The following is an 18,337-nucleotide window of genomic DNA, read 5'->3' as shown; positions in this document are numbered from 1 at the left end:
CCAAACCCATGTCAGAGTTTCAACTGGTTTCTCCCTATCAACCCACCGGAGATCAACCTAAGGCAATTGCCGGCTTGGTGAAGTCGATTTCAGAAGGCCATCGTTTTCAAACCTTGCTGGGAGCAACCGGAACCGGCAAAACGTTTACCATCGCCCATACCATTCAGCAGGTGGGCAGGCCCACCTTAGTGATGGCCCACAATAAGACTTTGGCAGCACAACTGTGCAATGAGCTGCGGGAGCTTTTTCCTCACAATGCCGTTGAATACTTCATCAGCTATTACGACTACTATCAACCGGAAGCCTATGTTCCCAGCACCGATACATACATTGCCAAATCTTCTTCCATCAACGATGAAATCGATATGTTGCGGCACTCGGCTACCCGCTCTTTGTTTGAACGGCGAGATGTGATTGTGGTGGCCTCGGTGAGCTGCATCTATGGTCTGGGCATGCCAGAGGAGTACCTGAAGGCTTCCATCCCCTTCAAAGTCGGCCAGGAGATTAACCAACGGGATGTCCTGCGGGATCTGGCCAGCATCCAGTACGAGCGCAATGACCTGGAGCTGGTGCGGGGGCGATTTCGCCTCAAAGGGGATGTGCTGGAAATTGTGCCGGCCTATGAGGATCGGGTCATTCGCATCGAATTTTTTGGCGATGAGATCGAGGCCATTCGCTTAATTGATCCGGTTACAGGTGAGATTTTGAACAGCCTCAGCGCCCTCAGAGTTTATCCTGCTCGGCACTTTGTAACGCCGGAAGCACAATTGGAGCGGGCGATCCTCAATATCGAGCAAGAACTGGAAGAGCAACTGGCCTTCTTTCGCAAAGAAGGCAAGCTCCTGGAAGCCCAACGCCTAGAGCAGCGCACCCGCTACGACCTAGAAATGCTGCGAGAGGTGGGCTATTGCAACGGGATCGAAAACTACTCCAGACATTTAACAGGGCGCAAAGCAGGAGAGCCCCCCGCCTGCTTGGTGGATTATTTCAAGGCCGACGATTGGCTGTTGGTGGTGGATGAGTCCCACGTCACTGTGCCCCAAATTCGCGGCATGTACAATGGCGACCGTGCCCGCAAGCAGGTGCTGGTAGATCATGGTTTTCGCCTGCCCAGCGCCCTCGACAATCGCCCCCTCAAAGCCGAAGAATTTTGGGCCAAAGTTCATCAGTGCATCTTTGTTTCGGCTACCCCCGGCAACTGGGAACTGGAGCAGAGCGAGGCCCAATTTGAAACCCTGGTGGAAGATGGCAAGACCTTGAAGTTTTATGTGCAGGGCAGCGGTCGGGTTGTCGAACAGGTGATTCGGCCCACTGGGGTGGTGGATCCCGAGGTGCATGTGCGCCCCACGGCTGGGCAAGTGGACGATTTGCTGGGAGAAATTTATTTGCGATTGGAGCGCTCTCAGCAGGGGCCTGCCGAACGGGTGATCGTGACCACCCTCACCAAACGGATGGCAGAAGATCTCACAGAATATCTCCAGGAGCGAGGGATCCGAGTTCGCTATTTGCATTCCGAGATCACCTCGATTGAGCGAATTGAAATCTTACAAGATTTTCGAGAAGGGGCCTTTGACGTGTTGGTAGGAGTTAACTTGCTGCGGGAAGGGTTAGACCTGCCAGAAGTCTCCTTGGTGGCCATTTTGGATGCTGACAAAGAAGGGTTTTTGCGAGCAGAGCGCTCCCTGATTCAGATGATCGGGCGGGCAGCGCGGAATGTCCGCGGTATGGTGGTGATGTACGCCGACACCATGACCGGCAGCATGGCCCGGGCCATTGCCGAAACCCAGCGTCGCCGCGAAATTCAATTGCAATACAACCGCCAACACAACATCACGCCCAAGCCCATCGTCAAGAAAAACAGCAATGCCATCTTGTCTTTTTTGGCCATCTCCCGCAAACTTAACGACCCAGATCTGGAAAAAGCCTTTCAAGCTGCGCAAGAGATCCCTCTCTCCGAGATTCCAGAGCTGATCGGCCAACTGGAACTGAAGATGAAAGAGGCCGCCAAAAACCTAGAATTTGAGGAAGCCGCCGAGCTGCGAGATAGAATCAAAAAGCTGCGTCAACGCCTTCTGGGCCATTCTCAGGGCACCTAAAATCCTTGCTCAGATCGGCCAAAATTGAGGTCGGCTTGTGCCACCATGAGCTTGCGGGGCAGCACCAGGGATCCCCAATTGATCGATAGGCGTTCGTACCAAACCGGCCATGCAGGACTCCGTCCCACTTAAGCGAGCAGCTCTTTGGGTTGGGCTGACGGTGGGGATAGGTCTCTGGCTCACCCCTGCCGTCGCCTCTGCCTCCTCAGGGATCCCCTTGGCTCAAGCCCTTGAATTTCGGGATCCCAACTTTTTCCTGGCCGATCCCCGACCCACACCGGCTGAAGCGCCAACTCCTGAGGGATCCCCTGCTCCGGCTCCCAGCCCAGTCGGGATCCCTTTGACCGGCCAAGAGGGCACAGAGGTGTTGGTGGGGAACATCCCGGTGTTTCGCCTGCAGACGGCAGAGTACCCCAGCGATGTGCGGGCCGACAACGTTCGGGCGATCATCGAGCGCTTTCTCGAAGAAGGCCAGTTGCCGGAGCCAGAGGTACGGGTGGCCCAGGATGCCAATGGGCAATACATCTTACGCCTGGGGGAAAGAGGCCGCTTTGAGGCCACCCAACGGTATTTGTTTACCGTCACCTATGCCGATGCTGCCGCAGAGCGCAGGGTGGCACCGGGTCAGGTGAGCCTGAATGACGTGCGTCTGGTGGCCAACAGTTGGGCGCGGCGGTTGGAGCAAGCGATTGCCAATTACCGCGAAGACCTGCTGGCTCTGCAGCGGGCCCAGGATCCGCGCGTGCTGGTTCTGACCCTCCTGGCAGGGATCGCCACCCTGGTGGTGGGGTTCTTTCTCTGGCGGCTGTTCGACCGCAGCCTAACCCGCTTGCAACGCTGGTTGGAGCTTAAGGCCGGAGAGGCCTGGGGCACCTGGATCGATGTGGGTGGGATGCTGCTGCGGGGCGTGGGGGCAATCCTCATCGCCGGCATCTCGCTGGATCGCGGTATCAGCTTCATCCCTGCCCTACGACCGTTTCAGCGCTCCTTCTACCTGGGCCTGGGTCGCGTGGTTGCCACGGCTCTGGGCGTTCTCACCCAGCCTCTGCCCAACTCCAGCGTTTCGATTGCCAGCTTGCTGGTCTTCCTCGTCCTCTCCATCTTGGTTTTCACCGGCGCCCACTACGTCAGTGTTGGCTTCAAGCAGCGCTTTTTGGCACGCCTGGGGCTGGATCTGGGCACCCAAGAGTCTTCGGCGGCCATCTTCAAGTACATCCTGACCCTGTTCGGCATCCTTCTGGTCTTGCCCTTCAGCGGCCTTAATCTGGGCTCCTTGGCGGTTATTGCCGGGGCGGTGGGTTTGGGGATCGGCTTTGGTTTGCAAAACCTCTCCAACAACTACATCAGCTACATTGCCATTTTGCTGGAGCGCCCCATCCAAATCGGGGATCTGGTGGAAGTGGACAACCTGCTCGGCACAGTGGAGCGCATTGGCCCACGGGCCACCGTCTTGCGCACCCTGGATCGCATCTTTGTGATCGTGCCCAACTCCCGCTTTACCGAATCAAAGGTGGTGAACTGGAGCTACCGGGATCCCCGCTGTCGCATCCACATTCCGGTCGGCGTGGCCTACGGCTCCGATACGGCCCTGGTCACCGAAGCTCTGCTCAGCGCAGCCAAAGAAAATGCTCGGGTGTTGAGCAGCCCTGCCCCCCAAGTCTGGCTCAAGTCCTTTGGCCCTTCTGCACTTAACTTTGAGCTGCTGGTGTGGATCAACCGTCCTCAAGATCAGTTTGTCTTGATCAGCGAGCTAAACTTCCTGATCGAGGCTGAGTTTCGGCGACGTGGGATCCGCATCCCCTTCCCGCAACAAGATATTCATATCCGCAGCCTAGAGGGATTTGCCCCCCTCAGTCAAAATGGCGGATCCCCTTCTTTGCCCGATACCGACTCCATTCACTCTGCCCTCAAAGAAGCGGCTCAATCGCCGGAAGACCAAAATGGTGTTTCCTAAGCTATTGCCTGCCATTGACACCCTATCGACACCATGTTGCAGCGGTTAGATGAGGTACTGGGAAGCTTTGGCAGCCATCCCCGTTGGGCTGAACTGAAGCAAATGCAAACCCTGCGGCAGCTCTGGCCCGAACTCGTCGGAGAGGCCGTAGCCGCCCAAACCTATCCTCTCAGCCTGCGCCGACAGGTGCTGCAGGTGGCCACCTCTACCCCGGCCTGGGCACAAAACTTAACCTTGCAACGCCAGATCATTCTCAGGAAACTCAACAGCCGGCTACAATCTCCCCTCAGCGATATCCGCTTCAGCTCTGGTGCCTGGCACAAGGGATCCAGCCCGGCTGCCCCCCATCCTGATGCGGAGCTGACCAGCAAGTTTTATGGCGCTCCCCGCCTAGCAGACCAAGATGGACAACGCCTTGGATCCTGTCGCAGCCCCAATCCAAAACAGCCCACCTCCGACCCGAAAGTGGCTTTCGAGCGCTGGGCCAGAGTGGTGAAGCAACAACAAACCCAGGAGAACCTGTTCCCTTGCCCCGCCTGCCGCTGTCCTACCCCTGCCGCCGAATTGGAGCGTTGGTTTGTCTGCGGGTTCTGCCATCGACAATCCTTGCGCCCGCCCAGCTAACTCAGGAAACTCGAATTACGGTTGCTTCAAATGGCAATCAAACGATTCATCAGGTCGATCCCCAACTTCTTTCTTCCTCTGAGAGAGGTTGTGGATGGTTACGGCAGCGGCAAGGAGCGCTTGGGAAGCGTCTCAACCCAGTTTGAAATGCAACTGCGAACCCTTAATCGTTCATAGCCCGATAGGTGGCTACTGAAGACGGCGATACACGGTTTAAATAGCGGAAGATCCAATACTTAAAAAGTGTATCCAGAAAAACCGGAAAAGTAGCAATAAAGCCGTAGATAAAATCGCGATTCTCCGGTACACCCAAATGAGCAGCCAAATTACCCAGCAGCACCTCCCAACCGTGGGGTGAGTGATAACCGACAAACATATCGGTAAAGAGAATAATAATGAAAGCCTTGGCACTATCGCTGAGACCGTAGATCAGACGATCCAAAAAAGACTTGAGGACTTCGATTTCCTCACGCCCAATAAAGATAAGCCAGCCAAACACCAGCAGCGAAAGCAAATCAGCAAGGATATTCTTCAATCCTTCCGAGTTCCTACGGCTATATTTTTTCAGCAGTTCCTCTGCCTTCATGGACAGTTGCTCTTCTGATTCCAGATCCCACTCTGGGGGTTGATGGTGCAAAGCTCGCTCAAATTCTATTCTTTCCTTGAAAAACTCGAACTCTGACAGGGCTTTTTCTTGGAATTCGTGGCTTAGAGCCACAATGGCAGGCTCCCGTTGTTGGAAGTGATCCACCAATGGCCCAAACAGAAAGTTTTTCGAGAGGATCTGGGTGAGCAGAGGCAAAATGGCCAACAACAACAGAAAACGAATCGATACCAGTGTGCGAGTGCGAGCCTCCCGATACTCTTGGATCAGTTCCTCTTCGGCCTGGGAACTCAGCTCACGGCGGATTTGGCTGGCTGTGCGCAGAATAGAACGGGGCAGAATCGCAGCTTTGGAAGCGACCGGGGCAGCGCCATTGCCGGAGCCTGCCTTGACAGAGACATCAGGAGAACTGGGTTGGGTTGAGGTAGGTTGTTCTGGCCGTTCGAGAGGCTCAGGTGAAGTGGAAATTGAAGCAGAGATGGGCTGGGATTTTCTGGTCGGGCGTTTGTATCGAGAAGTCACCTGATCGATAAACTGCAGTTTCTCCAAGATGGAAAGATCTCGTCTTTGGCGACCATTCTCAGGGTTTTCGCCGTTGCTTTCAGGAGCATCGACCTCAGCGGCATGGCGTTCTTGATCTTTATCTTGGACAGAAACAGGGCCACTGCCATTTTGCTCGGGATCCGGCAGGCGAGAAAAGGCGCTGCTGGCTCTGAACTCTGCCAAACGCAGATCGATCTGGCGCAGCTGCCGGCGCAGTTGAATTTGAAAGTAGCGGCTGACATTCTGGCCATGTTGCCCGTTGCTGCCAATGGACCCTCCCTGGAAGTATTGATCCTCAATGGCTTTAATGCGCAGGGCAGCCTCATAAGCTTGGTCGAGGGAGCGCAGGGGGGTATTCGAGATCCATTGGCCCAGCCTGCTCAATACGGATTCTCCCATTGCTCGTTCCCTTGGCACTCCCCATGGGGGCCGATCCACACATTACAGTGACCGATTGACTAATTATTGTAACGAGTCCTGGGTGCCTAGGCGGGAATCCCAACGGTGGAGAAGTACTTGCAGAGACTGGCCCTGCCTCGACAGAAGTACAGACCGGCACCTTTGGGTCAGAGCAAACTTCAGTATCCCTTAAAGCGCTTGAGGGCAAAGCCACAGATCTGCAGCAGCCGCAGCCCCTCTCGCACATGGTGAATGTTGGAGCGACCATAGGTTCTGGGGAAATAGCGCACGGGGATATCCAGGATCTTCAGGGTGCGCTTGGCGGATCCCAGCAACAGGTCAAAATCTCCAAACGGGTCGAAATCCCCCCACTCTTGGCACAGCTTGGCAATCTGCTGGTAATCCTCCCGCCACAGGGCCTTGGTGCCACAGAGGGAATCTTTGATGCGGATGCCGAGAATGTAGGAGAGGAGAGCGGCAAAAAAACGATTGGCCCATTGGTTTAGCCGAGGCATTGCCTCTGGTTTCAGGGGATAGATAAGGCGACAACCATTGGCAAAATCACATCGCCCGGAAGCCACAGCCCGGAAAAACTTGGGCAGGTCCTCTGCCTGTACGGTCAAATCGGCATCGAGGATGATCAACACATCCCCTGTAGCGGCGGCTAGCCCCTTGCGCACCGCATCCCCCTTGCCCTTGCCCTCCTGCCGTAGAGCCCGGATATTGCGGATCCCTTGGTATTCCGCCTGTACCCGCTGGATCTCGGCCCAAGTCCCGTCGCTGGAATGCCCCTCCACAAAAATGATCTCGGTGCGGGATCCCATCTCGGGCAAATGTTCCACGCAGCGGCGGATGTTGCCCGCTTCATTCCGAGCCGGAATCACCACGGTGCAGGAAGGCTGCTGCTCAGGGGGGGGATCCCAAGCCGGGTCGGGCTGCAGGCGAGCGATCGTGTACTCTGTCAGGCAGAGGGCGTTGATCCCGGGCAATGGGGCAATCACCCGGTTGATCACAGTCGAAAGGAACGGGATCCGCCGCGGCAACAACAGCCGCTTGCCCTGCTGAATGACCTCGTATCCTGCCAAGTGCAGCAGGTTGGCCACATCGGCTGCCGATAACCAGTTGGCTGCCGGCAGAGGCATCCGTTGCTTCAGAGCGGTTGCCAGGCTCAGAATCGGCTCCCAAAGTGGGTTGTGGTGGGAGAGGATCAGGCGGGTGCGTGGGGTACAGAAGCGGCGCAACTGCTGGAGAACCTGCTGGATGTCGGCCAGGTAGCCCAGGGTATTGACGAGCAAGATCACATCAAAAGGCTCCGCCAAAACGGGATCCTCTTTGTCCAGCGTGTGGGCATCTTGCACCCGGAAATGGAGATGGGGAAACTCTGCCTGAGCTTGGGCAACAATGTCCGCATCCCGGTCGATCCCCACCCCGAAGCTGGGCTGCAAGGCATTGAGCAGGGATCCCGTGCCGGAACCAATCTCCAAGATGCGCAAACCGGCAGGGACAAAAAAGCGATGCAGCCGCTCCAGATCCTCGTGGTAGTAGCGGTTTTTTTGCCGCCAGTAATACAAGGGGTGGGTCAACGCTGGCAAGGGATCCCTGGGGTATCGCTGGATAGTCTTCGATCATAAGGTGTGATCGTTTGCAACAACGGCTTCAAGCACCTTAGATCTCAATCTGTTGGTCACCCAACCCAGCTGGATCCCCGACAACAGGGGCGAAGCCCTCCAGCGATTGCGTACCGCAGCCACATCTTGCCACCCCAGTCTCTCCCCACCCAGCGATAGCAGTACAGGGAAAAGGGAAGCATTGGCGGGCAAGTGCCAACGAGCGGGGATCTCAGCGACGACGCACTTTATCCCTTTGGCTGACAAAGATGATGGCGCCAAAGAGAGCCCCCAGCACAACTGCACCAGCCACCAAGCTCCAGAGGAAGTTAGCAAGTGAGGGAGTCATAAAAGCGTTTCCTCCTCGTGCAAATAACCATTGCCCAACGGCTTTTCGATTATACCGAGCCCTGTCACCCTTCCAAAGCCTGCCTTTGTCCCTGCCGGGCGCTGTCATTTGGTAGTTTGGTATTCCAGGGGCACCTCCTCTAGGGTTTGGCTCTTGCCGGCAAAGGGGTTATCCGGCGTTAAGAACAGCATACAGTGACATTCCTTTCGCTCCCGCATGGGTACACAGGGGCAATTCCAATAGCCTGCTTTTGCTTCTGCCTCTTTGTCTTCATAAAAACGACAGGGACACAGCGGGGCGCCCAATTGCTCTTTGTGCAGAGCCAAGCCTTCGATCACCGCCGTCGTAATTGATGGATCCGAGCAGAAAAAGGTCTCGGAGCGTTTGGCGTAGGTTTCTGCGAAATGCCGCATCAACTCAAAGCTCTTCTGTGAGGACTTTTTGTAACCACGACTTTCCATGACGATTCCCAAAAGTGGAACTAACCGGCTGTTGCTAGCAATGGGGTTCACAGCTTTTTCCGACGACGCCTCCCGAAGCCAGTACAGACGTGTAGGGGGCCGGGATTCTATTAACTCCACAGATAACTCCACAGACCTCCCACAACGTCGAGAAAAGCTGTATCTCGCTCTTCGTTGTACAGCAGACCTCTAGGCAGGACAAAAGATTATGCCCTTGCTGTTACACAAGGCAACATCTAGGGGCCGTAGCAAGAGCCAGCCTTGGCGTACTCTACAGAATACCTTGACATCCTCCCCGGCCTTTAGGCCGGAGATTCCTACCACGCTGCGCATGGATGGCTCCTTGCGCAGTCGTCTCGGCGGGTTCCTGCTTCCGACCGCTCACGCGGTTCGATCCACAGGCCATCTGGGCTGACACGAGTGGGGCACCCACCCGCATCCCGACCGAAGCGTCGGTCGTGTCCTGCCCTTCGTCTCGCAACAGCTGTATCCTGCGAGAAAGGATGTTGATCGCGCCGACCACATCGGCGTTGCCCTCGAACCCACATTCCGCGCATTTGAACCTGGCTTGCGTAGGGCGATTGTCCGCCGACACATAGCCGCAGCACGGGCAGGTGCGGCTCGTGTTCTGCGGCGGCACGACAATGAGCCTGCCACCTTTCCAGGCCAGCTTGTAATCCAGCTGGCGACGGAACTCGTACCACCCCTGATCGAGGATGGACTTATTCAGCCCCGACTTGGCGCGGACGTTCTTCCCAGGAGCATCTGCCGTACCTGCCGCCGACTTGGACATGTTGCGCACCTGCAAGTCCTCGATACACACAATCGCGTGGCTTTTGCAAATCGCGGTCGAGACCTTGTGCAGGAAGTCGCGGCGGGCGTTGGCGATGCGGGAATAGATGCGCTGGACACGGGCTTTCGCCTTCTTCCAGTTGTTGCTGAACTTGACTTTGCGGGAGAGCGCTTGCTGTGCCTTGCGCAAGCGCGCCTCGTGCCGCTTGAAGCTGTTGAGGGGGGCATAGAACGAGCCGTCCGACAGCGTGGCAAAGCGGGTGATGCCCATATCTACGCCTACCGCACCGCCGGTTGGAATGGGCTGCTCGACCTCTCGCTCAGTCTGAATCGACACAAACCACTTGCCGCAGGACTGGCTGACGGTGACGTTCTTCACCGTACCCAGCACTTTTCGGCTGTTGCGGTAGCGCAGCCAGCCCAGTTTGGGCAGGAAGATGCGGCTATTGGTCTGATCAAGCTTGATCTGCTTCGGGTCGGGATAGCGGAAGCTGTCGTGCCGGCCCTTCTTCTTGAACTTCGGGAAGCCGGCGCGCTTGGCAAAGAAGTTGGCGTAAGCCCGCTCCAAATCCTGGAGCGCCTGTTGCAGCGGGTGAACCGGCGCATCGCCCAGCCACGCCGTCTCTGTGCTATTGCGCCATTCAGTGAGCAGCTTGCACAGCTCGGCGTAGCCAAGCTTCTTCTCGCCACACTCGTAGCGTTCTTTCTGTAACGCCAGCGCCTTGTTGTAGACGAACCGGCACGAGCCAGCGAAGCGGCGCATGAGTCGCACCTGCTGGCCGTTGGGCAGCAATTCGTACTTGAAGGCTTGAAGTCGTTGCACCGCTCAATCGTATTCTTGGCCTATGCGTGATGACAACGATATTCACATGGCCGGCACTGCGTTTTTAAAGGGCGTCGGCTACGGTCGGCGCTATCCTTCCCCGCCCTGAAGGACGGGGCTTGCCGCGCCTTTTGGTCAGTCGGTGTTTTCGTTGCTCACAAAGGCCGACCCATTGGCCTGGGGTTCGGGCGATTCCAGCGCGTATTTGAGCGCATGCCAGGCCAGGTTGGCGCATTTGATGCGCACTGGAAATTGGGCTACCCCTTTCATGGCGTTCAAAGCCCGTTGCTCCCGCGGGAACTCTTCGCCACCGCGCATCATGGCTTGGAAGCGCTCCACCAACTGCAGAGCTTCGGGGATGGTGCGCCCCCGCACCGCATCCGCCATGAGATCGGCAGAAGCCAGGGCAATGGCACAGCCTGCCCCCTCGAATTTGATATCGACAATCCGCTCCTGGCTGGGATCCAGTTGTAAGGTGAGGTCGATGGTGTCGCCACAGGAGGGGTTGTGGCCACGTTGGTGGCGGTGGACGGGATCCACTCTGCCGAAGTTGTGGGGCTTTTTGTACCGCTCCAGAATGACTTGCTGATAGAGTCCGCGCAGGTTATCTAGAGGCATTGTTGCTCCTGGTTGGTCGCTGCTCTGGCCGGTCGGCAAAAGTCGATCCGCTCATAGCCCATTGCCGCCGGGAATAGCCATAGTTCTCAGATATTCAGGATTTGGGAAGCGAGCCCGACCTGGCCCATCTGGTTTTGATCTTAACCCCGTTCTTGGTAGAGCTTGAGTCAGTAGAAAAACTCCTGCCAGCGCAGGGGCTTAAGTTTGCGCATGTACAGCCAATCAAAAAAGTTCTTCAGCACCGTGGCTGAATAGCCGCGCCAGACCAGCCTGCCTTTCTCGGCAACGGCAACGCGGTTCCCCACCGTTACACAAACAAAAACCGTGGCCTGCGGTCGGTAGGGGATCAGAGGTTGGCCGCGGATGAGCCGCAGCAGGTTTTGGGCTGCAATTGGCCCCTGGCGCACCGCGTACACGCCGATCTTGGGCAAGAGGCGGGATCCCCAAACAAAGTCAGCGCAGTCCCCCACCGCCAAGATGTGCTCTGAGCCTTGCACCCGCAGGTATTTGTCCACGAGCAGGGCTCCCGTCGGCCCTGTTGGCAAGCCGCAGGTGCTCAACCAGCTCGGCACCTGGAAGCCACCTGCCCACAGGCGGGTCTGAGCTATCAACTCGGTGCCATCCGAGAGCCACACGTGCTCCGGCCCAAAGGCTTTCACCTGACATCCGGCCCAGATTTCCACCCCCAGACGGCGGATTTCCCTTTCCACCGCCCGGCGGAAGGGTTCCGAGAAGCCCTCGACCAGATGGGCCTGGCGATGGATCAAGATCAGCCGGGCTTGAGCCGAGGGGATCCCTGTTTTTGCGCTCATCTGCCGACAAAGATCGTAGAGTTCCCCCATCAGCTCTGTGCCGGTACAGCCTCCTCCCGCTACCACAAAGGTCAGCAGGCCCGGCGTCCGATCCCCCTGGGCTGCCCGTTGCCAGCACTGCCGGATCCAGGTTTGGGCGGCCACCAATTGTTCTGCCGGTCGAATGGTGAAGGCATGTTGGATCCCATCGATGGGGCGCAACTCCCGGCCCACATTCACCAACAGATAGTCGTAGGCCAGAGTTTGGATCCCGGCTTCACTCTCCAGGGTCAGGGTTCGAGCTTCGGGTTGGATGTGGGTGACTCGCCCCGGCAAAAACTGGGCGCCGTTGGCTTGAATATGCTCCAGCAAAGGGATCCGCACCAGCTCCAGAGAAAACCGACCACTCAGCAGCCGCGTGGACATGCCTGAATTAACACTGTAGGGATAGGGGTTGATGGCGATCACCCGTGCCTGCCCTTTGAGCGCCCGCAAGGCGTCGATGGCTCCATAGCCACATCCGGCCAAGATCACAGTGGGCAGGGATCCCCTCATGGCTGGAGCGGGAACTCCTGGGGATCCCCGGCCGCCCATTCCAGGATGGAACCGGAATAGCTTTTGGCCTGCCGGCCCACGTGGGTTAAAACCACCGTGACCCAAGCGGAGCGAACCCCAGCTGTGCAGTAGGCAATGATCTCGGCTTCCGGAGGGATCCCGGCTTTTTGCAGGCGGGCGTGAATTGCAGCGGGCGGCAATAGGGATCCCGCCGCATCCATCAGCTCCTTGTAGTAGAGATGCACAGCGCCGGGGATGTGTCCACCGCGCGCCTCACCATAGGGGGTGGCTCCCTTGTATTCTTGGGCTTCGCGACTGTCGAGGATGGCCACACGGTCGGAGCCAAGGCTGGCCCGCAGAGTGTCCCGGTCGATCTCCCACCGGTCGGTTCGCCGCACTACAAAGTCGCCCCGTTGCGGTTCGTCGGCGCTTTGTCGGGTTGTGGTCAGCACTCCCTCCTTCACCAGGGCCGGATAGCCCCCGTCCACCATGACTGCCTGGGGATGACCCAAGCTGCGCAACATCCAAACCATCCGGCCATCTTCTCCCCAACCCCGCAGCGGATCGGCAACCACCACCACCGGACGTCCCTGAAACACGCCAAGGCCCTGTAGCTTTTCGGTGAGGAGGGCGTCATCTGCCAACAGCTTGCCGCTGTTGGCAGCCTCTGGCTGAGCAAACTCCGTCCAGTTCACCGGAATTGAACCCTTCAGGATCCCGTCGGCTTGCAATTCCGCACTGCGTGCATCCAGAAGCGTTGCCCCTTGTTGGATGAGCTGGATGGCGGTTGCAGGGCTGACCACCCAACCTGGCGTTGGTGTCATGGGTTGAGAGAACCTTAACTGGAAGATCCTATCCCACCTTACGGGACGAGTAGGCCGGTATGGGCCTCCTCCATCTGTTTGGAGAGAAGCCGTTGCAGGCTCACTCTGGCTTCGGAGAAGTTGGGAGCGATTTCCAAAGCCGAGCGAAAGTGTTCAATGGCCTGCTCCAGCTTGCCTTGGCGGGCAAGGATGGATCCCAGACGATAGTGAGCTGCTCCATAGCTGCCATTGCTGCGAATGGCCCGTCGATAGCTGGCCTCCGCCGAGGTTAGATCCCCCTTGATGCGCGCCACTTCGCCCAGGCCAAAGTGAGCTTCCGGCAACTCTGAATCTCCTTCGAGGGCCTGTTCAAACTGCTGCATAGCCTGCTGCAACTGTTGGGGCTGGATGAACTTGCGCCCAGAGGCATCCCGTTGTTTGGGCCCCAAGTAGGCTAGGCCAATGGCGGCCATCGCTGCGTGCAGATCGGGGGCCAGCTCCAAAGCCCGCCGGTAGTTCTTGATGGCTTCGCTGTATTGCTCTTGGCCTGCCAACACCAGACCCAAGCCGTAGTAGGCGCGAGCCTGCTGTCTTTTGAACTGGCCATTGAAGATCACCTGGCTGAACTCCTGGCTGGCTTGAGCCAGATGACCTGCATGCACCATTGCCAAACCCAGATCCACCCGCACAGCGGCTGCCAACTCAGGACTGAGATCCAGGCTGAGGGCAGTTCGGAAGGCTGCTATTGCCGCTTTTAACTGACCTTTGCGCATCAGCGCTTGTCCCATCACGGCGTGGCCCAGGCCCAGGCGATCATTCAACTCCAAAGCAGCCCAACAGGAATCGATGGCCTCGTCCCATTGCCCCAGCTTGAGGCGAACTTGAGCAATGCAGAGATGAGCCTCGCTGAAGTGGGGATCCAACCCCAGGGCCTTTTGTTGCTGGGCCAACGCTTCTGCCCAGTTGCCCTTCTCTGCCCAGGCTTGGCCGAGCAGGCTATAGATCTCAGCTTGGGCGGATCCCTGGGTGAGGGGGAATGCTTCGGGTAAGTGGGCCAGAACTTCATCCGGCTGATGCTGGGCCAGCCACTGCCGTGCTAGAGCCTTCAGGGTTTCCACCAGGTGGGTGTTGATGCCGCTCCAGTTCGGGTTCAGGTGTTTGGCCTGTTGGTAGTGGCTCAATGCCTCCTGCAGTCGGTTGGTTTTCGCCAACAGATGGGCCAGTTCAATGTGGGCCTCTACGTGATCTGGCTGTCGCCGCACAGCCTCCTGAAACCGCTCCACTGCCTCAGGAATTGGATTGGCCTGTAAAAAGGACAGCCCTTCTGTAAAGGGATCCTGGGATCCCTCTTCTCGCTCAAGGGTGTCATCGACACGCCGACCTTTCCACCCCAGCCAGCCCCCCCCTGCGGCCAAGATCAACAGCGGGATCCCCAACCCCAGCGATCTGGCTCGGGCAGGAACATCGGCTTGCCCAAAAGAGCGCACCACCAACCCAGCCCCCAGCAGGAGAGACAAAGCCAGAGCTCCCCCCAAGAAGGGCCTTAGAGCAGGCCTGTGCAACCATTGATCAAGTGTCGGAAAGTTGGCCAGAACGTCGATAGGAGAACTGGGGCGAGCAGTTGTAGGCAGAGGGGTCGGGATCTCGGTCTGGGAAGGGGCGTGAGCAACCGAGGGCTGGCTTAAAGCCGGTTCTGGCCGGCGCTCTTTCTGAGTTTTGGGAACCGGCGCCTCTAGGGTTTTAACTTTGCGAAAATCGGATTTGCCGTCGGGATCCACAACAGGTTTTTGGGCCTCCAGCACCTTGATCTCAGAAATCTTGGTGCCCGGTAATACAATCTGCGTGGCATCGGCACTGCTTTCCCCAGAGGACAAGTAGAAGACTTTTTTCCACTGCGGCTGTGTTTCCCCCTGAAGCCGACCGTACACCACCAGTTGGCTAACTCCCTGCACAGGCAAGCCCCCCAATTGGCTGGCAACTCGATGCAACACCATAGAGCGGCTAAACATCCCCTGCCGTGGGAGATCCACCATGAGGTAAAGGACATCTTGCTTCAGGGCCGAACGGGTTGGCAGGGGGGCCAGGGCCTTCTGCAGAGCCTTGATCAGGGTTTCCACGCTGCGAGCAGCAGATGAGCCAGCCATAAAGTTAGAGTTCGCAAAGTTAAGTTAGAGAGTGAAAAAATGGTCTTGTAACAACTCCAATCCAAGAGGGATCCACTTCTCTCGGCAAAAACGAGTGCCCCCTCGCCAGAAGTCCAGGCCTCTGACTTCATCTTGCTGCCTCATTGTGCTCAATCTGCCGGAGTCCGTCAATATACTGAAAGAGCCTGTTACAAACGGGGCTGCCGGCCCATTCTGGGACGGAAGAGGTGGGTGTGGTCAGGGCTGTAGAGCCGCGAGCGGGCAGATCTGGAGCTTGACAAGCCTTTCAAGGCAGGGCTGACGAGATAGAGCACTGTGCGTTCTAAGCCGGCTTGCCGGGTGAGGGCGGCCATCTCGGCCAGGGATCCCAGCCAGATCTGTTCGTCCGGCCAACCCAAGCGATAACAAACGGCAACCGGGGTATCGGCGGGGTAGTGGGTCATCAGATCCGCCTGCGCTTGTTCCACGTGGCGGGCGCTCAGATATAGACACAAAGAGGCGCGGTGGGCTGCCAGACTGGCCAGGGCTTCTGCTTCCGGTACCTGGGTGCGACCGCTGGCGCGGGCGAGGATAATCGTCTGTACCAACTTGGGTATGGTCAACTCCACCTGCAAACGGGCGGCTGCCAATTGAAAGGCGCTTACTCCCGGCACGATCTCAAAAGGGATCCCTGCCTCTGCCAGCCGGATCAGCAGCTCGTGCAGAGCGCCGTAAAGGCAGGGATCCCCATCCTGCAGCCGCACCACCCGCCGCCCCGCCTTGACCCGTTCCACAATTTGCGGCAGCAGCGTTTCCAGCGTGAAGGAGCGGGTGTCAATGGCCTCAACCCCAGGGCGACAATGGGCCAGCACTCCCTCTGGCACCAAAGAACCTGTGTAGAACACTACATCGGCTTCCGCCAGCAGTCTTTGCCCCCGCAGGGTAATCAGCTCCGGATCCCCGGGGCCAGCCCCGACAATGTAGACAGGCCACGACGTCGGTTCGCGCATTTGCTTGCTTCCTACCCCTTCAAGGGCCTCTTTGAAGATCCCTTTTCCAAAGTCTTTTCAAACTGGATTCCAAGGGAACTTATCTGGAGGCTCAAGCATGCAAGATCACGACAGGCACTCGCATCCCATCTTAAGGTACGTTCGGGAAGACTATTACCCCTACGTTGTTTTACCCCAGCCGATTGCTCTCCTCTTGAGGGGGCCAGATCTCCCACCTTGCCCGCCGGAGCCGGAGCCGCCACAGATGCCTGCCCGTCCGCTGGAGCCGGAGCCGCCACAGATGCCGGAGCGCCCAACGGAACCTGAACTACCTCGAATGCCGGAACGCCCTGTTAGGCCAAATCTACCCGAGCTACCCCAGCCTTTGATGGGCAAGCTGCAATCGGCATGGGCAACTGGTGCTGGTGTTGCTGTGCTCATTACCTTGATTATTGCGGAGGCTCCAGAATTGGTTGTTTTAGCAGGTATTGTCGGTATTGCAGCGCTAGCACGTTTTCTCTACGAATCATGGACATACGAGAAGCGAAAAGAAAAATATGAGAGAGAAAGAGCAGAAAAAATATGGAAACATGAAGAAGCTCTGCGTTGCTGGGAAGCGGAATGCAAAGCCCTTGAACAAGCCCACCAGGAAAAACTGAATAAATATTACGAAGAGGTTTGTTTGTGGCAAGTAAGATGTGAAGAGATCCGGAGAGTTCATCAACAGAAATATGAGGAAGTTCTGCGACGGTGGGAAGCAGAATGTGAAGCTCTTATACAAGCTTACCAAGAAAGATTGAGAGAACATCAAGAGGACCTCCGGCAGTGGGAAGCAGAGTGCGAAGCCATTGAAAGAGAACACCGAGATCAGGCTATGGAGCTTATTGCTAATCAAAGGGTCCAGTATCCTGATACAGTTTCTGATGCTCGCTGCGGAAGATTTGATAACTTCCTTCGAAATGCTTTGATGAGACAATTGGAAAGTCTAGAGAGAGATAGCTTTAAAGTTACTCTGCTTCCAGAGAGGTCAGCTGTTAGCATAGAGCAGTCTAGTGTCCGGTGCTATACCCCCGATATCGCAATGCAGGTATCTAGAGATGGAAAAAGATCACTCGTTTTACTCATTGACATTGAAATTGATGAGCCATGGTTTCTTGAAGGTAATCTGTGTAGGCCAGCCCATACTGTGAATGATCCTAAGCAAAGTAAGCGTGATGCTTATCTAGCGGATAGAGGCTGGGTTGTAGTTCGGTTCTCAGAACGGCAAGTTTATGAAGAAAGTGAAAAGTGCATTAATCTCATCTTTTGCTTGGTTTCAGGTGTCTTGGGTGCATTAGATTCTAAACAGCCAGACTTATCATTTTCATTTCCAACGGACCACAAGAGATGGGGTGATCAAAGTGCTCTTAGTGAACCTAGATTTCCTCCTTCCTACTTTTAATTCCCAAGGTTGAGACTGGCCCTACCGGGATTGAATTGAGCTAACGCGCTGGTCCGAGACGCTGCTGCAGGATTTGTGCGGCCAGCAACACATCCAGGGGGGTGGTTAGCTTCAGATTGGATTCCTCCCCTTCGACGATGTAGACTGGCCAACCCAGCTTCTCGAATAGGGCTGCATCATCGGTTACCTGCCAACCCTGGGCCAGAGCCTCCCGATGGGCTTGCCATAGCATCGACAGGCGAAACCCCTGCGGCGTTTGCGCTGCCCACAGCCGGCTGCGTTCTGGGGTTGACTGAATTTGGATCCCTTTTGGGCCTGCCTCAGCGACTTTAATCGTGTCCTTGACAGGGATCCCCGCGATGAGACCATCCACCTGCTGCAAAGCAGCACTACAGCGATCGAACAACTTAGGGGTAGCTAGGCAGCGGGCCCCATCGTGGATCAACACCCGCTCTACTGTTCCCAGGTTATAGAGATACTCAACCCCCCTGTAAACCGACTCCTGCCGCGTCGCCCCCCCTTGTAAAAGCTGCACCGGCGTGGACAGATCCATTGCCGCCAGGATCTGCTCGATGGCCGGCCAATCGCCGGGTTGGGAGAGAATGCCGATCCACTCGATGGAGCTGGCCTGATCCGCAGCCTGCAACGTCCAAGCCAAAATTGGCTGACCCAAGAGCGGCAGCAACAGCTTGTTGACCGCAGCCCCCATTCGCTTGCCGCTGCCAGCCGCCGGGATCAGAAGGTGCATGGGATCCAAAAGCGCAT

At 57.0% G+C, this 18,337-nt stretch carries 16 protein-coding genes; 4 read left to right on the top strand and 12 right to left on the bottom strand.

What is annotated here, in order from left to right:
* Positions 1–8 precede the first annotated feature (8 nt).
* Complete coding sequence (gene uvrB, locus NW805_RS00575) at positions 9–2,096, top strand: excinuclease ABC subunit UvrB (RefSeq protein ID WP_414421311.1); 2,088 nt, start codon at positions 9–11, stop codon at positions 2,094–2,096.
* Here the strand turns inward: uvrB and NW805_RS00570 are convergent.
* The gene (locus NW805_RS00570; protein ID WP_414343450.1) at positions 2,093–2,224 is read right to left on the bottom strand and encodes a hypothetical protein; all 132 of its coding nucleotides are present in this window, start codon (positions 2,222–2,224) and stop codon (positions 2,093–2,095) included. The two genes, uvrB and NW805_RS00570, sit on opposite strands and share 4 nt — an antisense overlap.
* Between NW805_RS00570 and NW805_RS00565 the strand changes: the two genes are divergently transcribed.
* Positions 2,206–4,050 (top strand): mechanosensitive ion channel family protein, encoded by a 1,845-nt coding sequence (locus tag NW805_RS00565; protein ID WP_414421310.1) that lies wholly within the window; start codon positions 2,206–2,208, stop codon positions 4,048–4,050. The two genes, NW805_RS00570 and NW805_RS00565, sit on opposite strands and share 19 nt — an antisense overlap.
* A gap of 33 nt (positions 4,051–4,083) precedes the next feature.
* Positions 4,084–4,674, top strand: coding sequence for a DUF721 domain-containing protein (locus NW805_RS00560; protein WP_414421309.1), 591 nt, complete (start codon positions 4,084–4,086; stop codon positions 4,672–4,674).
* A 163-nt stretch (positions 4,675–4,837) separates the two neighbouring features.
* Here NW805_RS00560 and pxcA read toward each other — a convergent pair whose 3' ends face one another.
* The 10 genes from pxcA to cobM form a co-directional block, all read right to left on the bottom strand.
* Positions 4,838–6,220, bottom strand: coding sequence for a proton extrusion protein PcxA (gene pxcA / locus NW805_RS00555; RefSeq protein ID WP_414421308.1), 1,383 nt, complete (start codon positions 6,218–6,220; stop codon positions 4,838–4,840).
* Positions 6,221–6,399: 179 nt separating this feature from the next.
* On the bottom strand, positions 6,400–7,803 hold the full coding sequence (locus tag NW805_RS00550; RefSeq protein WP_414384149.1) for a glycosyltransferase: 1,404 nt from the start codon (positions 7,801–7,803) through the stop codon (positions 6,400–6,402).
* Between the two features lie 256 nt (positions 7,804–8,059).
* Complete coding sequence (locus NW805_RS00545) at positions 8,060–8,176, bottom strand: photosystem II reaction center X protein (RefSeq protein ID WP_011432450.1); 117 nt, start codon at positions 8,174–8,176, stop codon at positions 8,060–8,062.
* A gap of 104 nt (positions 8,177–8,280) precedes the next feature.
* On the bottom strand, positions 8,281–8,637 hold the full coding sequence (locus tag NW805_RS00540) for a ferredoxin-thioredoxin reductase catalytic domain-containing protein (protein WP_011432451.1): 357 nt from the start codon (positions 8,635–8,637) through the stop codon (positions 8,281–8,283).
* A gap of 271 nt (positions 8,638–8,908) precedes the next feature.
* A complete protein-coding gene (locus NW805_RS00535) occupies positions 8,909–10,252 on the bottom strand; it encodes an RNA-guided endonuclease InsQ/TnpB family protein (RefSeq protein ID WP_414421307.1) in 1,344 nt (447 codons plus the stop codon).
* A gap of 135 nt (positions 10,253–10,387) precedes the next feature.
* Complete coding sequence (sufU, locus tag NW805_RS00530; RefSeq protein ID WP_011434254.1) at positions 10,388–10,870, bottom strand: Fe-S cluster assembly sulfur transfer protein SufU; 483 nt, start codon at positions 10,868–10,870, stop codon at positions 10,388–10,390.
* 167 nt (positions 10,871–11,037) lie between these two features.
* Positions 11,038–12,216 (bottom strand): NAD(P)/FAD-dependent oxidoreductase, encoded by a 1,179-nt coding sequence (locus tag NW805_RS00525; protein WP_414381017.1) that lies wholly within the window; start codon positions 12,214–12,216, stop codon positions 11,038–11,040.
* Entirely contained in the window at positions 12,213–13,040 is an 828-nt protein-coding gene (locus tag NW805_RS00520; RefSeq protein ID WP_414421306.1) for a sulfurtransferase, read from the bottom strand. The genes NW805_RS00525 and NW805_RS00520 overlap by 4 nt, the downstream gene beginning before the upstream one ends.
* A gap of 38 nt (positions 13,041–13,078) precedes the next feature.
* Positions 13,079–15,163, bottom strand: a complete 2,085-nt coding sequence (locus NW805_RS00515; RefSeq protein ID WP_414421305.1) for a tetratricopeptide repeat protein — start codon at positions 15,161–15,163, stop codon at positions 13,079–13,081.
* A 188-nt stretch (positions 15,164–15,351) separates the two neighbouring features.
* Entirely contained in the window at positions 15,352–16,152 is an 801-nt protein-coding gene (gene cobM, locus NW805_RS00510) for a precorrin-4 C(11)-methyltransferase (RefSeq protein WP_414421304.1), read from the bottom strand.
* A 244-nt stretch (positions 16,153–16,396) separates the two neighbouring features.
* Between cobM and NW805_RS00505 the strand changes: the two genes are divergently transcribed.
* A complete protein-coding gene (locus NW805_RS00505; RefSeq protein WP_414421303.1) occupies positions 16,397–17,572 on the top strand; it encodes a hypothetical protein in 1,176 nt (391 codons plus the stop codon).
* Between the two features lie 40 nt (positions 17,573–17,612).
* Here NW805_RS00505 and ispD read toward each other — a convergent pair whose 3' ends face one another.
* Positions 17,613–18,320: a 2-C-methyl-D-erythritol 4-phosphate cytidylyltransferase gene (gene ispD / locus NW805_RS00500; protein ID WP_041437650.1), complete on the bottom strand. Its 708-nt coding sequence runs from the start codon at positions 18,318–18,320 to the stop codon at positions 17,613–17,615.
* Positions 18,321–18,337 lie beyond the last annotated feature (17 nt).

Origin of the sequence: Synechococcus sp. W60.1 (assembly GCF_047461575.1) — a bacterium.
Classification (GTDB): Bacteria; Cyanobacteriota; Cyanobacteriia; order Thermostichales; family Thermostichaceae; genus Thermostichus.
The sequence above is the reverse complement of the archived record's forward strand: the minus strand, read 5'-3'. Positions and strand labels throughout refer to the sequence as shown.

Excerpts from the sequence above, each read along its gene's own strand:
- uvrB (WP_414421311.1), top strand. The coding sequence starts at position 9 with ATGTCAGAGTTTCAACTGGTTTCTCCCTATCAACCCACCGGAGATCAA.
- NW805_RS00565 (WP_414421310.1), top strand. The coding sequence starts at position 2,206 with ATGCAGGACTCCGTCCCACTTAAGCGAGCAGCTCTTTGGGTTGGGCTG.
- NW805_RS00560 (WP_414421309.1), top strand. The coding sequence starts at position 4,084 with ATGTTGCAGCGGTTAGATGAGGTACTGGGAAGCTTTGGCAGCCATCCC.
- pxcA (WP_414421308.1), bottom strand. The coding sequence starts at position 6,220 with ATGGGAGAATCCGTATTGAGCAGGCTGGGCCAATGGATCTCGAATACC.
- NW805_RS00545 (WP_011432450.1), bottom strand. The coding sequence starts at position 8,176 with ATGACTCCCTCACTTGCTAACTTCCTCTGGAGCTTGGTGGCTGGTGCA.
- NW805_RS00540 (WP_011432451.1), bottom strand. The coding sequence starts at position 8,637 with ATGGAAAGTCGTGGTTACAAAAAGTCCTCACAGAAGAGCTTTGAGTTG.
- sufU (WP_011434254.1), bottom strand. The coding sequence starts at position 10,870 with ATGCCTCTAGATAACCTGCGCGGACTCTATCAGCAAGTCATTCTGGAG.
- NW805_RS00525 (WP_414381017.1), bottom strand. The coding sequence starts at position 12,216 with ATGAGGGGATCCCTGCCCACTGTGATCTTGGCCGGATGTGGCTATGGA.
- NW805_RS00520 (WP_414421306.1), bottom strand. The coding sequence starts at position 13,040 with ATGACACCAACGCCAGGTTGGGTGGTCAGCCCTGCAACCGCCATCCAG.
- NW805_RS00515 (WP_414421305.1), bottom strand. The coding sequence starts at position 15,163 with ATGGCTGGCTCATCTGCTGCTCGCAGCGTGGAAACCCTGATCAAGGCT.
- cobM (WP_414421304.1), bottom strand. The coding sequence starts at position 16,152 with ATGCGCGAACCGACGTCGTGGCCTGTCTACATTGTCGGGGCTGGCCCC.
- NW805_RS00505 (WP_414421303.1), top strand. The coding sequence starts at position 16,397 with ATGCCTGCCCGTCCGCTGGAGCCGGAGCCGCCACAGATGCCGGAGCGC.
- ispD (WP_041437650.1), bottom strand. The coding sequence starts at position 18,320 with ATGCACCTTCTGATCCCGGCGGCTGGCAGCGGCAAGCGAATGGGGGCT.